Annotated in this window: 13 protein-coding genes; 9 read left to right on the forward strand and 4 right to left on the reverse strand. The window is 66.6% G+C overall.

Features of this window, described 5'->3' with window-relative positions:
* Positions 1–5: 5 nt before the first annotated feature.
* Positions 6–1,835 (reverse strand): translational GTPase TypA, encoded by a 1,830-nt coding sequence (typA, locus tag EVS83_RS13855; protein ID WP_133501613.1) that lies wholly within the window; start codon positions 1,833–1,835, stop codon positions 6–8.
* Between the two features lie 77 nt (positions 1,836–1,912).
* Here typA and EVS83_RS13860 point away from each other — a divergent pair, with 77 nt between their 5' ends.
* The 7 genes from EVS83_RS13860 to EVS83_RS13890 all read left to right on the forward strand — a co-directional run bounded on the left by EVS83_RS13860 (position 1,913) and on the right by EVS83_RS13890 (position 7,834).
* On the forward strand, positions 1,913–2,149 hold the full coding sequence (locus tag EVS83_RS13860; protein ID WP_133501614.1) for a hypothetical protein: 237 nt from the start codon (positions 1,913–1,915) through the stop codon (positions 2,147–2,149).
* A gap of 19 nt (positions 2,150–2,168) precedes the next feature.
* Positions 2,169–2,675 (forward strand): peptidylprolyl isomerase, encoded by a 507-nt coding sequence (locus EVS83_RS13865; protein ID WP_133501615.1) that lies wholly within the window; start codon positions 2,169–2,171, stop codon positions 2,673–2,675.
* Between the two features lie 165 nt (positions 2,676–2,840).
* The gene (locus EVS83_RS13870; protein ID WP_133501616.1) at positions 2,841–4,046 is read left to right on the forward strand and encodes an aminotransferase class I/II-fold pyridoxal phosphate-dependent enzyme; all 1,206 of its coding nucleotides are present in this window, start codon (positions 2,841–2,843) and stop codon (positions 4,044–4,046) included.
* 108 nt (positions 4,047–4,154) lie between these two features.
* Positions 4,155–5,138 carry a malate dehydrogenase gene (locus tag EVS83_RS13875; protein WP_133501617.1) on the forward strand — a complete coding sequence of 328 codons (984 nt, stop codon included), beginning with the start codon at positions 4,155–4,157 and terminating at the stop codon, positions 5,136–5,138.
* Between the two features lie 115 nt (positions 5,139–5,253).
* Positions 5,254–6,141 carry a methylisocitrate lyase gene (gene prpB, locus EVS83_RS13880; protein ID WP_133501618.1) on the forward strand — a complete coding sequence of 296 codons (888 nt, stop codon included), beginning with the start codon at positions 5,254–5,256 and terminating at the stop codon, positions 6,139–6,141.
* Positions 6,142–6,211: 70 nt separating this feature from the next.
* Positions 6,212–7,357: a bifunctional 2-methylcitrate synthase/citrate synthase gene (gene prpC, locus EVS83_RS13885; RefSeq protein ID WP_133501619.1), complete on the forward strand. Its 1,146-nt coding sequence runs from the start codon at positions 6,212–6,214 to the stop codon at positions 7,355–7,357.
* A 3-nt stretch (positions 7,358–7,360) separates the two neighbouring features.
* Positions 7,361–7,834, forward strand: a complete 474-nt coding sequence (locus EVS83_RS13890; protein ID WP_133501620.1) for a potassium channel family protein — start codon at positions 7,361–7,363, stop codon at positions 7,832–7,834.
* 120 nt (positions 7,835–7,954) lie between these two features.
* Here EVS83_RS13890 and EVS83_RS13895 read toward each other — a convergent pair whose 3' ends face one another.
* From EVS83_RS13895 to EVS83_RS13905, 3 genes are all read right to left on the reverse strand, one after another.
* Positions 7,955–8,305: a tRNA-binding protein gene (locus EVS83_RS13895; RefSeq protein WP_425456112.1), complete on the reverse strand. Its 351-nt coding sequence runs from the start codon at positions 8,303–8,305 to the stop codon at positions 7,955–7,957.
* Between the two features lie 55 nt (positions 8,306–8,360).
* Positions 8,361–8,972, reverse strand: a complete 612-nt coding sequence (locus EVS83_RS13900; RefSeq protein WP_133501621.1) for a glutathione S-transferase family protein — start codon at positions 8,970–8,972, stop codon at positions 8,361–8,363.
* A gap of 102 nt (positions 8,973–9,074) precedes the next feature.
* Entirely contained in the window at positions 9,075–11,108 is a 2,034-nt protein-coding gene (locus EVS83_RS13905; RefSeq protein ID WP_133501622.1) for an FAD-dependent oxidoreductase, read from the reverse strand.
* Positions 11,109–11,481: 373 nt separating this feature from the next.
* Here EVS83_RS13905 and EVS83_RS13910 point away from each other — a divergent pair, with 373 nt between their 5' ends.
* Complete coding sequence (locus EVS83_RS13910) at positions 11,482–12,609, forward strand: OmpA family protein (protein ID WP_133501623.1); 1,128 nt, start codon at positions 11,482–11,484, stop codon at positions 12,607–12,609.
* Positions 12,610–12,794: 185 nt separating this feature from the next.
* The coding region (locus EVS83_RS13915) for an outer membrane beta-barrel protein (protein WP_166636915.1) at positions 12,795–13,569 on the forward strand (775 nt) is incomplete at its 3' end.

A 13,569-nucleotide genomic window follows, 5' to 3' on the forward strand; every position in this document is an offset into this window, starting at 1 on the left:
GCGCGTCAGCCGCGACGCGATGCCGTCTTGCGCTCGCTCTCCGTCAGCAGCTTCTTGCGCAGGCGGATTTCCTTCGGTGTGATTTCGACCAGCTCGTCGTCGTCGATGAAATCCAGCGCCTGTTCGAGCGTGAACTTCGTGGCCGGCGTCAGCTGAATCGCGTCGTCCTTGCCCGAGGCGCGCATGTTCGTCAGCGGCTTCGTCTTGATCGCGTTGACGGTGAGGTCGTTGTCCTTGCTGTGGATGCCGATCAGCTGGCCTTCGTACACCTGGTCGCCTTCGGCCGCGAACAGCTTGCCGCGCTCCTGCAGCGGGCCGAGCGAGTACGCCGGCGTCGCACCGGCGGCGTTCGCGATCATCACGCCGTTGAGGCGCTTGGCGATCGGGCCGGTCTCCTTCGGGCCGTAATGGTCGAAGACGTGGAACAGCAGGCCCGAGCCCTGGGTGAGCGTCTTGAACTCGTTCTGGAAACCGATCAGGCCGCGCGCCGGGATCATGTAATCAAGGCGCACGCGACCCTTGCCGTCGGGCTCCATGTTCTTGAGCTGGCCCTTGCGGATGCCGAGCTTCTCCATGACGCCGCCCTGGTGCTGCTCTTCGACGTCCACCACCAGCTGCTCGATCGGCTCCATGAGCTGGCCGTCGATCTCCTTGATGATGACTTCGGGACGCGACACGGCGAGTTCGAAACCTTCGCGACGCATGTTCTCGATCAGCACCGACAGGTGCAGCTCGCCGCGACCCGACACGAGGAACTTGTCGGCGTCTTCGAGCTGCTCGACCTTGAGCGCCACGTTGTGCACGGTCTCGCGCTCGAGGCGGTCCTTGATCTGGCGGCTGGTGAGGAACTTGCCGCCCGACAGATCCTTGCTGCCGGCGAACGGCGAGTTGTTGACCTGGAAGGTCATCGAGATCGTCGGCTCGTCGACGGTCAGCGGCGGCAGCGCTTCGGGGTTGTCGAGCGCGCAGACGGTGTCGGAAATGGTGAGGTCGGCGATGCCGGAAATCGCGACGATGTCGCCGGCTTCCGCGCTGTCCTGCTCGATGCGCTCGAGGCCCATGAAGCCGAGCACCTGCAGCACCTTGCCCTGGCGCTTCTTGCCGTGGCGGTCGATGACGGCGACCGGCATGTTCTTCTTCAGCGTGCCGCGCTGGATGCGGCCGATGCCGATGACGCCGACGAAGTTGTTGTAGTCCAGCTGGCTGATGCGCATCTGGAACGGGCCGTCCGGATCGACGTCCGGCTTCGGCGCGTGGCGCATGATCGCTTCATAGAGCGGGGTCATGTCGCCGTCGCGCACGCTGTCTTCGAGGCTCGCGAAGCCGTGCAACGCGGAGGTGTAGACGATCGGGAAGTCGAGCTGCTCGTTGGTCGCGCCGAGCTTGTCGAACAGGTCGAACACCTGGTCGATCACCCAGTCCGGACGCGCGCCCGGGCGGTCGATCTTGTTCACCACGACGATCGGCTTGAAGCCCATCGCGAATGCCTTCTGCGTGACGAAGCGCGTCTGCGGCATCGGGCCGTCCATCGCATCGACGAGGATCAGCACCGTGTCGACCATCGACAGCACGCGCTCGACTTCACCGCCGAAGTCGGCGTGTCCGGGCGTGTCGACGATGTTGATGCGATTGCCGTTCCAGGTAATCGCGGTGTTCTTGGCCAGGATGGTGATGCCGCGTTCCTTTTCCTGGTCGTTGCTGTCCATCACCCGCTCGGCGAGCACGGTGCGCTCGTTGAGCGTGCCGGACTGCTTGAGAAGGCAATCGACGAGAGTGGTTTTGCCATGGTCGACGTGGGCGACGATGGCGATGTTGCGCAGGCGTTCGATGGACATGCGAAGAGACGCCGTAAGGCGCAAGCGAAGTAGGGAAGCCGGCTATTATAGCCGTCGAGCCGCCGCGGACGCCCGCCATGTCTGAACAGCCGTCCGTACTGCCGTTTCCCGCGGGGTTGATCGCGGTCGACGCCGCGGGCGCGCTATGCGTACTGGCCGGCCTGCTGGTCCGCACCGGTGCGATCTTCGCGCCGGGGCTTCCGCCGGGCACCGACCTGCTGCTTTTTGCGCTCGGGGGCCTTGCAATGCTCGGCACCGCCATCCAGATCATGCGATTCGTCCGCACGGCGAACGCCTCGAAATCCGTCCGTTAATCCTCCCCCAGGAGTTTCCATGTCCCTCGTCGCCCATTTCGACACCGACCGCGGCCCGATCCGCGTCGAACTCGCCGCCGACAAGGCGCCGCTCACGGTCGCCAACTTCGTGAACCTCGCCAAGCGCGGCTTCTACGACGGCCTGTCGTTCCACCGCGTCATCAACGACTTCATGGTCCAGGGCGGCTGCCCCAAGGGCACCGGCACCGGCGGCCCGGGCTACAAGTTCGAGGACGAGGCGCGCAACGGGCTGTCGCACGAGCGCGGCGTGCTGTCGATGGCGAACGCCGGCCCGAATACCAACGGCAGCCAGTTCTTCATCACCCACGTGCCGTGCCCGTGGCTGGACGGCAAGCACACCGTGTTCGGCAAGGTGCTGGAAGGCCAGGAGATCGTCGACTCGGTGAAGCAGGGCGACATCATCCGCTCGGTCAAGATCGAGGGTGACACCGACGCCGTGCTCGCCGCCAAGGCCGACCGCGTGGCCGAGTGGAACAAGACGCTCGACGCGAACGCCCGCCCGTAAGCGATGCGTTCTACGCGACGCCCGCCCTGACCCGGCGGGCGTCGTTGCGTCCGGGCCGGCCGCCGCGGCGCGATAGTTTCACGTGATACCATTTCGGCCCTGTTCCGGCCCCTGCGCCGTTGCGCCTCGGCCGGCCTCCACCGCCGTATTTTTCGAGGTTCCGCGATGCCCCGTCTCGCCTCGCGCATCGGTCGCGCCAAGCCCTCGGCGATCATGCAGGTCGCCGAAAAGGCCAAGCGTCTCAAGGCCGAAGGCCGCGACATCATCAGCTTCTCGATCGGCGTCCCGAACTTCCTTCCCGGCCCGCACGTGTACGAAGCCGCGGCCAACGCGCTCACGCACGACAGCGGCCAGTACGGCAGCAACCGCGGCGCCGACGCGCTGATCGATGCGTTCGTTGCGCACATGGGCGAGATCGGCCTGACCGGTTACACGCGCGCCAACTGCGCGGCCGGCATCGGCGCCAAGCACGTCATCTACAACCTCGCCGAAGCGCTGCTCGACGAAGGCGACACGATCGCCTTCCCGACGCCGTACTGGACGAGCTACGTCGACATCGCCGAGATCGTCAACGCGAAGATCGACCTGCTGCCGTGCCCGCCCGAGCAGAACTACAAGTTGACCCCGGCGCAGCTCGATGCGGCGCTCGCGAAGAAGCCGCGCGTGTTCCTCTTCAACAATCCTTCGAATCCGACCGGTATGGTCTATTCGAAGGACGAGATCAACGCGCTCGCCGACGTGCTGGTGAAGTACCCCGATACGTGGGTCATCACCGACGACATCTACAACCGCATGGTGTTCGACGGCATCGGCTATCACAACTTCGTGCATGCGCGCCCCGAACTGCGCGAGCGCGTGATCTTCATCGACTCGCTGTCGAAGACCTACGGCATGCCGGGTTGGCGCGTCGGCTTCATGGCCGGCCCCGAAACCATCGCGCAGGCGGTGGTGACGATGAATTCGAACCACATCACCAACCTGCCGGAAGTGACCACGGCGGCGGCCATCGCCGCGCTCACCGGTCCGCAGGACGTGCCGCGCCAGAAGAACGTCGAGTTCCAGGCCAAGCGCGACCAGGTCATGGCGGTGATGGACAGCATCCCCGGCGTAAAGTGCCCGCGTCCGCAGGGCGCGTTCTACGCGTTCCCGGACATCAGCGCCGCGTTCGGCAGGACGCATGGCCCGACCGGCCTTGCGATCGGCAACGACGTCGACTTCTGCAACGCGCTGCTCGAAGCCAAGGGCGTGGCCTGCGTGCCGGGCTCGGCGTTCGGCGAGCCGCGCGCGCTGCGCATCAGCTACACCTGCCCGACGCCGCAACTGCAGCCGGGTCTCGAGCGCTTCCGCGAATTCTTCGCCGAGCTCGTCTGATCGATGGACGCGGAAGCGCTCAGCTCCGCGTCCAAGCCGTCCGGCAAACAGGGCGGCATCCAGGAAGATTCGTCCGACAACCCCACGCTTGATCCACGGAGTTCGTACATGAAGACCCCCGTCCGCGTCGCCGTCACCGGTGCAGCCGGCCAGATCGGTTACTCGCTGCTGTTCCGCATCGCCAGTGGCGAAATGCTCGGCAAGGATCAGCCGGTGATCCTGCAGATGCTCGAGCTGCCGATGGAGAAGGCGCAGGCCGCGCTCAAGGGCGTGATGATGGAGCTCGAGGACTGCGCGTTCCCGCTGCTCGCCGGCATGGTCGGGACGGACGATCCGGAAGTCGCGTTCAAGGATGCCGACATTGCGCTGCTCGTCGGTGCGCGTCCGCGTGGCCCGGGCATGGAGCGCAAGGATCTTCTGCTCGAGAACGCGAAGATCTTCACCGCGCAGGGCGCGGCGTTGAACAAGGTCGCCTCGCGCAACGTGAAGGTGCTGGTGGTCGGCAACCCGGCGAACACGAATGCCTACATCGCCATGAAGTCGGCGCCGGACCTGCCGGCGAAGAACTTCACCGCGATGCTGCGCCTGGACCACAACCGCGCGCTGTCGCAGCTCGCGAACAAGGCGGGCGTGGCGGTCGGCGACATCGACAAGCTGGTCGTGTGGGGCAACCACTCGCCGACGATGTATCCGGACTACCGCTTCGCGACGGTCAACGGCAAGTCGCTGAAGGACATGATCAACGACGCCGACTGGAACGCGAACGAGTTCATCCCGAAGGTCGGCAAGCGCGGCGCGGCGATCATCGAAGCGCGCGGCCTGTCGTCGGCGGCGTCGGCGGCCAATGCGGCCATCGACCACATCCACGACTGGGTGCTCGGCAGCAACGGCAAGTGGGTGACGATGGGCGTGCCGTCGGACGGCAGCTACGGCATTCCGGAAGGCGTGATGTACGGCGTGCCGGTGACGACTGCCAACGGCGAATACACCCGCGTGACCGACCTGCCGATCGACGACTTCAGCCGCGCCGCGATGGACAAGACGCTGGCCGAGCTCGAGGAAGAGCGTCAGGGCGTCGCGCACCTGCTGTAACGCGTAACGCATACGACGAAGGCGGCCTCGGTCGCCTTCGTCGCTTTGGTGGTCCGGCGATGCGTGAGCTCGCCATCGCCCGCACACATCGCGGGCCGCATTCGATGAGGTCGCAATGACGCAACAGTCCGCCGGCGCGCGCGTTCGCGCCGCACTCTCCGAGGAAACCCCGCTGCAGGTGATGGGCGCCATCACCGCCTACGCCGGCCTCATGGCCAAGCGCACGGGATACAAGGCGCTGTATCTCTCCGGGGGCGGCGTCGCCGCGAATTCGCTGGGCATGCCGGACCTCGGCATCTCGACGATGGAGGACGTGCTGACCGACGCACGCCGCATCGTCGACGCGACGCAGATGCCGCTGCTGGTCGACATCGACACCGGCTGGGGCGGCGCGTTCAACATCGCGCGCACCATCCGCAACTTCGAGCGCGTCGGCGTGGCCGCCGTGCACATGGAAGACCAGGTCGGGCAGAAGCGCTGCGGGCATCGCCCGGGCAAGGAGGTGGTGTCGACGCAGGAAATGGTCGACCGCGTGAAGTCGGCCGTCGATGGCCGCACCGATTCGTCGTTCGTGATCATGGCGCGCACCGACGCGGCCGCGGTCGAAGGCGTGGATTCGGCCATCGAGCGCGCGCAGGCCTATGTCGAGGCCGGCGCCGACATGATCTTTCCCGAAGCGATGAACTCGCTCGACGACTACCGCAAGTTCAAGGCGGCGGTGAAGGTGCCGATCCTCGCGAACCTCACCGAGTTCGGCTCCACGCCGTTCTTTACGACCGACGAGCTGCGCGATGCCGGCGTCGACATCGCGCTGTACTGCTGCGGTGCGTACCGCGCGATGAACAAGGCCGCGCTGAACTTCTACGAGACCGTGCGTCGCGAAGGCACGCAGAAGAACATCGTCGACACCCTGCAGACGCGCGCCGAGCTCTACGACTTCCTCGGCTACCACGCCTACGAGGACAAGCTCGACGAGCTCTTCGCGTCGTCGAAGAACGACTGACCCGTCGCGACCGATCGAACGGTCGCGTCATCCACTTCCGCGTCGCGGAAGTCGCAACGAGAGGAACACCATGAGCGAGCAAGTGCTCCCGAAGGCCAAGAAGTCCGTCGCGCTGTCCGGTACCGCGGCGGGCAACACCGCGCTGTGCACGGTCGGCCGCAGCGGCAACGATCTGCATTACCGCGGTTACGACATCCATGACCTCGCGACGAAGTCGACGTTCGAGGAAGTCGCGCACCTGCTGGTGCACGGCGCGCTGCCGACCGTGTCGCAGCTGAAAGCCTACAAGGCGAAGCTCAAGCGCCTGCGCGGACTTCCGTCGATCGTGCAGGAGGCACTGGAGCTGGTGCCCGCGAACGCGCACCCGATGGACGTGCTGCGCACTGGCTGCTCCGTCCTCGGCACCGTGCTGCCGGAGCGCGAGGGCCATCCGGCGTCGGAAGCGCGCGACATCGCCGACAAGCTCATCGCGAGCTTCGGCTCGATGCTGCTGTACTGGTGGCACTTCACGCGCAACGGCAACCGCATCGAGACGCTGACCGACGACGACTCCGTCGCCGCGCACTTCCTGCACCTGCTGCATGGCGAAGCGCCGTCGCAGCTGCACGCCGACTCGCTCGACAAGTCGCTGATCCTCTACGCCGAGCACGAGTTCAACGCGTCGACGTTCACCGCGCGCGTCATCGCCGGCACGGGTTCGGATCTGCACTCGTGCATCACCGGCGCGATCGGCGCGCTCCGCGGCCCGAAGCACGGCGGCGCGAACGAAGTCGCGATGGACATCATCAGCCGCTACGCGACGCCGGACGAGGCCGAAGCCGACATCCGCGCGCGCATGGAGCGCAAGGAGATCGTCATCGGCTTCGGCCACCCGGTGTACACGATCGGCGATCCGCGCAATCCCATCATCAAGGAGATCTCGCGCAAGCTCTGCGCGGACGGCGGCAACATGACGCTGTTCGACGTGTCCGAGCGCATCGAGAACCTGATGATGGACACCAAGAAGATGTTCCCGAACCTCGACTGGTACAGCGCGTCGGCCTATCACATGATGGGCATCCCGACGCCGATGTTCACGCCGCTGTTCGTGATCGCGCGCACCACCGGCTGGAGTGCGCACGTCATCGAGCAGCGCGAGGACGGCAAGATCATCCGCCCGAGTGCGAACTACATCGGTCCGGAAGATCGCGAGTACGTGGCGATCGACAAGCGCTGATCGATGGAGGCGGGCGCGCCCTACGCCATTCACGCGCTCGCCATCGGGGCGGCGGTCGTCGCGATCGTCGCCACCGTCTCGCTCAATTTCGTCGGCATGAAGTGGTTGGGCGGCCTGTACAACCGGCACCGCGAGCGCATCGGCGGGCCGGTCGGGCATCACTCGATGCTGTGGATGGTGTTCGGGCTGCTCGCCCTGCACGTGGTGTCGATGCTGGTGTTCGGGCTCGGCTTCTGGGCGTTGTTGCATGTGCCCGACGCCGGCAGCATCGATGGCGCGCACCACGCCGGGATGTTCGACGCGTTCTACCTGTCGTCGATGACGTATGCGACGGTCGGCTTCGGCGACCTGGTGCCGAAAGGCCCGATCCGCTGGCTTGCCGGCGCCGAGGCACTTGTCGGGCTCATGATGATCGCGTGGTCCGCGTCGTTCGCATTCCTCGAGATGTCTCGCCACTGGCGCGACGACCTGCGCTGAGACGTGGCGATCGGTAGTGCGCGTCTGGACGCTGGGCAGGCGCGATGCGGCTTCTCGTCGACGCCTATCTCGGTCCGGCGTGCTCGGGTGCGCATCGTCTGGGCAACGACGAGGGAGGGCTCAGAGCAGCCGTGTCCCTAACGGAACCGGTCGATCGGGAACGCACAGCGCGACGTCGCCGCGCTCGTCGTGGAAGCCGGTGACCAGGCACTCGGACATCAGCGGCCCGATCTGCTTGGCGGGAAAATTCACCACCGCGACCACGAGGCGCCCAACCAGCTCGTCGGGCCGGTAGTGCGCGGTGATCTGCGCGCTCGACTTCCTGACGCCGATTTCGCTGCCGAAGTCGACATGGAGGATGTAGGCGGGCTTCCGCGCCTGCGCGAAGACCTCGGCGCTCGCGATGCGGCCCACGCGCAGTTCGATCTTCAGGAAGTCGTCAAAGCTGATCGTTTCCATCGCATGGCCCATTGCGCAGGCGTCCAGAGGGAAACGTGACGGCGTGCGGGCCGTCACGTCCGGCGCATCAGCTCAGGCCTTCGGCCTTGAGCGCGGCCTGCGCGCCGGCATCCGCCTCCATGCGGCGCACGAACGCGGCGAGGTTGTCGAAGCCCGACAGATCCACGCCCGTCTTCGACGCCCAACGCAGCGTGATGTAGAGGTACGGGTCGGCGTAGCTGCGGAAGCCCGCGATCCACTGGCGACCTTCGAGCTGCGCTTCGGCACGCGCATACATGCCGCGCAGGCGCGCACGGGCGGTCGCGCGTAGCGCGTCGAACTGCGATTCGTCGGCGATGAAGCGGCCCGGTCCGAACAGCGGATGGAACGCCGGATGCAGGTCGGCGTTGCAGTACGCCAGCCAGCGGTTGGCTTCCGCACGTTCGCGCGGGCTGCCGTCGCCACCCAGGCCCGACGCCGGGTACATGTCGGCGATGTAGCCGACGATCGCCGCGTTCTGCGTCAGCACGAAGTCGCCGTCCTCGAGGGCCGGCACGGCGCCGACCGGATTGATCGCGAGATAGGCCGGCGACTTCATCTCCTCGGCGGTCAGCACCTGCACGCTGAAGGGCGCGCCGGACCAGTGCAGCGAGATGTGGCACGCGGTCGAGCACGCGCCTGGCTTCGTATAGAGCTTCATGGGGACTCCGTCGGGACGAAAGGCGCGACTATCCCGCCATGCGGCGCCTTACGGCGACGCGATGGATGCAATGGACGGTTCCGTCCGTGGCGTCACGAGCGCTCAGAGCGCAGCGGCAACCCGGCTGCCCTGTGCGATCGCACGCTTCGCATCCAGTTCCGCGGCCACGTCCGCGCCGCCGATGACCTGTACATCGCGGCCCGCCGCGCGCAGCGGCGCCTCGAGCGGATTGTTCGAGAGCTGGCCCGCGCAGACGACCACGTTGTCGACCTCGAGCGTGCGCGGCTGGCCATCCACCGTGACGTGGAAGCCGGCATCGTCGAAGCGCACGTACTGCACGCCGCCGAATGCCTGGACGTCGCGTGCCTTCAGGCTCGCGCGATGGATCCAGCCCGTCGTCTTGCCGAGCCGCGCACCCGGCTTGCCGGCAGTGCGCTGCAGCAACCAGATCGTGCGTGCGACCGGCGGCTTCTCGGGTTTCCGCAGGCCACCGGGCACGTCGGTGTAGTCGACATCGACGCCCCATTCGCGGCGCCACGCGTTCACGTCGACCGACGGCGACACGCCTTCATGCGCGAGGAATTCGGCGACGTCGAACCCGATGCCGCCCGCGCCGACGATGGCGACGCGCGGGCCGACGGCAACGCGTCCGGCGAGCACATCGTCGTAGCGCAGCACGCGCGGATCGTCGTGCCCCGGGAATTCCACGGGGCGGGGCACCACACCGGTGGCGAGCACGACGCGGTCGAAGCCGGCGAGGGCGGTGTCGTCGACGCGCGCCGACAGACGCAACTCGACGCAATCCAGTTCGAGGCGTCGACGGTAGTAGCGGATCGTCTCGTCGAACTCTTCCTTGCCCGGAATTCGCCGCGCAAGGTTGAACTGGCCGCCGATGTCGTCCGCCGCTTCGAACAGCGTGACGCGGTGGCCGCGCTGTGCGGCGACGGTCGCGCACGCAAGACCCGCGACGCCCGCACCGACGATGGCGACCCGCTTCGGCGTCGATGCCGGCGCATAGACGAGCTCGGTTTCGTAACACGCGCGTGGATTCACCAGACACGTCGCGCGCTTGTTCTCGAACACGTGGTCGAGGCAGGCCTGGTTGCAGGCGATGCAGGTGTTGATCTCGTCGACGCGCCCGTCGCGCGTTTTCGCGACCCACTGCGGATCGGCGAGCAGCGGTCGCGCCATCGACACCATGTCGGCTGCGCCGCTCGCGAGCACGCGCTCGGCGACCTCGGGCATGTTGATGCGGTTCGTCGCGACGAGCGGCACGCGCACGTGCGGTTTCAGCCGCGCAGTGACGTCGACGAACGCGGCGCGCGGGACGGACGTTGCGATGGTCGGTACGCGCGCTTCGTGCCAGCCGATGCCGGTGTTGATGATCGTCGCGCCTGCGGCTTCGATCGCCTGCGCCTGTTGCACGACGTCATCCCAGGCGAGGCCGCCGTCGACGAGGTCGAGCATGGACAGGCGATAGATGATGATGAAATCGCGCCCACAGGCCTCGCGGATGCGTCGCACGATCTCGATCGCGAAACGCATGCGTTTCGCCGCATCGCCGCCCCACGCGTCGCTGCGCTTGTTCGTGCGCGGCGCGGTGAACTGGTTGAGCAGATAGCCTTCCGAACCCATCACTTCGACGCCGTCGTAGCCGGCGTCGCGCGCGAGCTTCGCGCTGCGCACGAACGCGCGGATCTGGCGCTCGACGCCGGAAGCCGACAGCGCCTTCGGCGAGAACGGATTGATCGGCGCCTTGATCGCGCTCGGCGCAACCTGCAGCGGGTGATAGCCGTACCGTCCGGCATGCAGGATCTGCATGCAGATGCGGCCGCCGTTCGCATGCACGGCAGATGTGACCTGCCGATGGCGTCGCACCTGCCACTGCATCGACAGCGTGCCCGACATCGGCTTCAGCCAGCCGCGCACGTTCGGCGCGAAACCGCCCGTCACCATCAGCCCGACGCCGCCTTCTGCGCGCTCGGCGAAATACGCGGCGAGCTTCGGGAAATCGCGCGCGTGGTCTTCGAGGCCCGTGTGCATCGACCCCATGAGCACGCGGTTGCGAAGCGTCACGAAGCCGAGGTCGAGCGGGGCGAACAGATGGGGAAAGCGCAGATGCGGCGCGGTCGTCATGCGTGGATACGCGTGCGTACGGTGCGCGCACGATGCCGGGAAACCTTGTGCGCGGCAAGCCGGCCGGGATTCGACGTGGCGAGTCGCCGAAAGCCGTACGTCGGATTGCCCGATCGGGCATCGGGCTGGCGATGGACTCCGCGGCCGTCGCCCACGCCTGCGCCACAGCACTGGAAACAAGCGGATTAATGAAAACGCACTGGAAAATGCGTTTCCGGGAACTTCGGAAATTGTTAGGTGGCAGTTAACAGCACCTTCACAGCGCCGCTTCTAGGCTCCGCGCCGATGGCTTTGTTCAGTTAGCCGTCTCGCACGGTCGGAACACGCTGACGCGGATTCCCCCTCTCCCGATTCCCCAAGGAGCTCGTACAAGATGAACAAGAAACTCCTCTGCGCCGCCCTTCTCGGTGGTTTGTCGCTGGCGCAGGCCGCTCAGGCCCAGACCTTCGACGACCGCTGGTACATCACCGGCTCCGCCGGCTTCAACCTGCAGGACAACGATCGCGGCACGCGCAACGCGCCGTTCGCGGCCATCGGCTTCGGCAAGATGTGGAACCCGAACTGGTCGTTCGACATCGAAGCGAACTACCAGAACCCGAAGGTCGACTACAACCAGGACCTGTGGTGGAGCCAGTACGGCGTGTCGTTCGACGTGCGTCGCCACTTCATCCAGGAAGGCCGCGCGTGGAACCCGTACGTCGTGATGGGTCTCGGCTGGCAGAAGTCGGAAGAGGAGTTCGATCCGTCCAACCCGCTGATCCCGGCCCGCTTCGAGCGCAACGGTGCGCCGAGCCAGCGTGAGGACAGCCACGTCGCCGGAAAGCTCGGCATCGGTGCGCAGGGTGACGTCGGTCGCGTCAAGATCCGCACCGAACTCGCCGTGCGCCTCGACGCCGATAACGACAGCGTTGGCGCGCTGCTATCCGACGACGATCATGACGACGGCGCCGACTGGTTCCACGACGTCCTCGCGTCGGTCGGCGTGGTGATTCCGCTGGGCCCGCCGCCGGCGGCTCCGGTCGCCCCGGCTCCGGTTCCGACCTGCGCCGACAAGGACGACGACGGCGACGGCGTGAACAACTGCGACGACAAGTGCCCGGGTTCGCAGGCCGGTCAGGCTGTCGGTCCGGACGGTTGCCCGGTGCCGCTGACGATCGACCTGAAGGGCGTGAACTTCGACTTCGACAAGTCGACGCTGCGTCCGGACGCGATCGCGATCCTCGACGAGGCGGTCTCGATCCTCGGCCGTTACCCGGCGCTGCGCGTCGAAGTCGCCGGTCACACCGACCTGTGCGGCACCGATGCGTACAACCAGTCGCTGTCGGAGCGCCGCGCCCGTGCGGTGTACGACTACCTGACCGGTCACGGCATCGACGCGTCGCGTCTGGCCGGCCCGAACGGCTACGGCGAGAGCCGTCCGCTCGAGAACACGCCGCAGACGCTGCCGGCGTGCAAGAACGAGCGTAACCGTCGTACCGAGCTGAACGTGCAGAACCAGTAAGTCCGGTTCGCACCTGCTGTACCCCGAAGCCCGGCCTTGCGCCGGGCTTCTTCTAAGCGGCCGCCGGTCGGCACTGTCGTTCAGGGATGTTAAAAAATCCTAGCGATCGTGCAATGATTCAGCTCGGCCTGTTCAGGAGCGTCAAGGCCTGGCTGCCGTTTCCGACCCCAATTTGGAGTTGCACCATGAAGATCCGCATGCTGAGCACCGCCCTGCTCGCCGGCCTGGCCTTTGCGCAGGTCGCGCAGGCGCAGGCGTTCGATGACCGCTGGTACCTGTCCGGCGACGTTGGTTTCAACATCCAGGACAACGACCGCGGCACCCGTAACGCGCCGTTCGGCGCCATTGGCATCGGCAAGCCCATCAATCCGAACTGGTCGTTCGAAACCCAGCTGAACTACCAGAACCCGCGCTTCGACGCGAACCAGGATCTCTGGTGGAGCCAGTACGGCATTTCGTTCGACGTCCGCCGCCATTTCCGTGCGGAAGGCCGTTCGTGGGACCCGTACCTGCTGTTCGGCGCCGGCTACCAGCGCTCGGAAGAAGAGTTCGACGCGTTCCCGAGCCCGAATTCGCCGGGCCAGCGTAAGGACGGCAACCTCGCGCTCAAGTTCGGCGGTGGTATCGAAGGCGATGCCGGCCCGGTCCGCATCCGCACCGAACTCGCCTACCGCGCCGACCTCGACGACCAGAGCCACGCGGCTCCGGACAAGAGCGGCTTCGGTGACCTGCTGGCTTCGGTCGGCGTGATCATCCCGCTTGGCGCCGCCGCGGCTCCGCCGGTCGCTCCGCCCCCGGCCGTGACCTGCGCCGACAAGGACGACGACGGCGACGGCGTGAACAACTGCGACGACAAGTGCCCGGGGTCGCAGGCCGGTCAGGCTGTCGGTCCGGACGGTTGCCCGGTGCCGCTGACGATCGACCTGAAGGGCGTGAACTTCGACTTCGACAAGTCGACGC

This window comes from Cognatilysobacter terrigena, assembly GCF_004361065.1.
Classification (GTDB): domain Bacteria; phylum Pseudomonadota; class Gammaproteobacteria; order Xanthomonadales; family Xanthomonadaceae; genus Cognatilysobacter; species Cognatilysobacter terrigena.

Bases quoted from the DNA above. Each gene is read 5' to 3' on its own strand.
- typA (WP_133501613.1), bottom strand. From the start codon at position 1,835: ATGTCCATCGAACGCCTGCGCAACATCGCCATCGTCGCCCACGTCGAC.
- EVS83_RS13860 (WP_133501614.1), top strand. From the start codon at position 1,913: ATGTCTGAACAGCCGTCCGTACTGCCGTTTCCCGCGGGGTTGATCGCG.
- EVS83_RS13865 (WP_133501615.1), top strand. From the start codon at position 2,169: ATGTCCCTCGTCGCCCATTTCGACACCGACCGCGGCCCGATCCGCGTC.
- EVS83_RS13870 (WP_133501616.1), top strand. From the start codon at position 2,841: ATGCCCCGTCTCGCCTCGCGCATCGGTCGCGCCAAGCCCTCGGCGATC.
- EVS83_RS13875 (WP_133501617.1), top strand. From the start codon at position 4,155: ATGAAGACCCCCGTCCGCGTCGCCGTCACCGGTGCAGCCGGCCAGATC.
- prpB (WP_133501618.1), top strand. From the start codon at position 5,254: ATGACGCAACAGTCCGCCGGCGCGCGCGTTCGCGCCGCACTCTCCGAG.
- prpC (WP_133501619.1), top strand. From the start codon at position 6,212: ATGAGCGAGCAAGTGCTCCCGAAGGCCAAGAAGTCCGTCGCGCTGTCC.
- EVS83_RS13890 (WP_133501620.1), top strand. From the start codon at position 7,361: ATGGAGGCGGGCGCGCCCTACGCCATTCACGCGCTCGCCATCGGGGCG.
- EVS83_RS13895 (WP_425456112.1), bottom strand. From the start codon at position 8,305: ATGGGCCATGCGATGGAAACGATCAGCTTTGACGACTTCCTGAAGATC.
- EVS83_RS13900 (WP_133501621.1), bottom strand. From the start codon at position 8,972: ATGAAGCTCTATACGAAGCCAGGCGCGTGCTCGACCGCGTGCCACATC.
- EVS83_RS13905 (WP_133501622.1), bottom strand. From the start codon at position 11,108: ATGACGACCGCGCCGCATCTGCGCTTTCCCCATCTGTTCGCCCCGCTC.
- EVS83_RS13910 (WP_133501623.1), top strand. From the start codon at position 11,482: ATGAACAAGAAACTCCTCTGCGCCGCCCTTCTCGGTGGTTTGTCGCTG.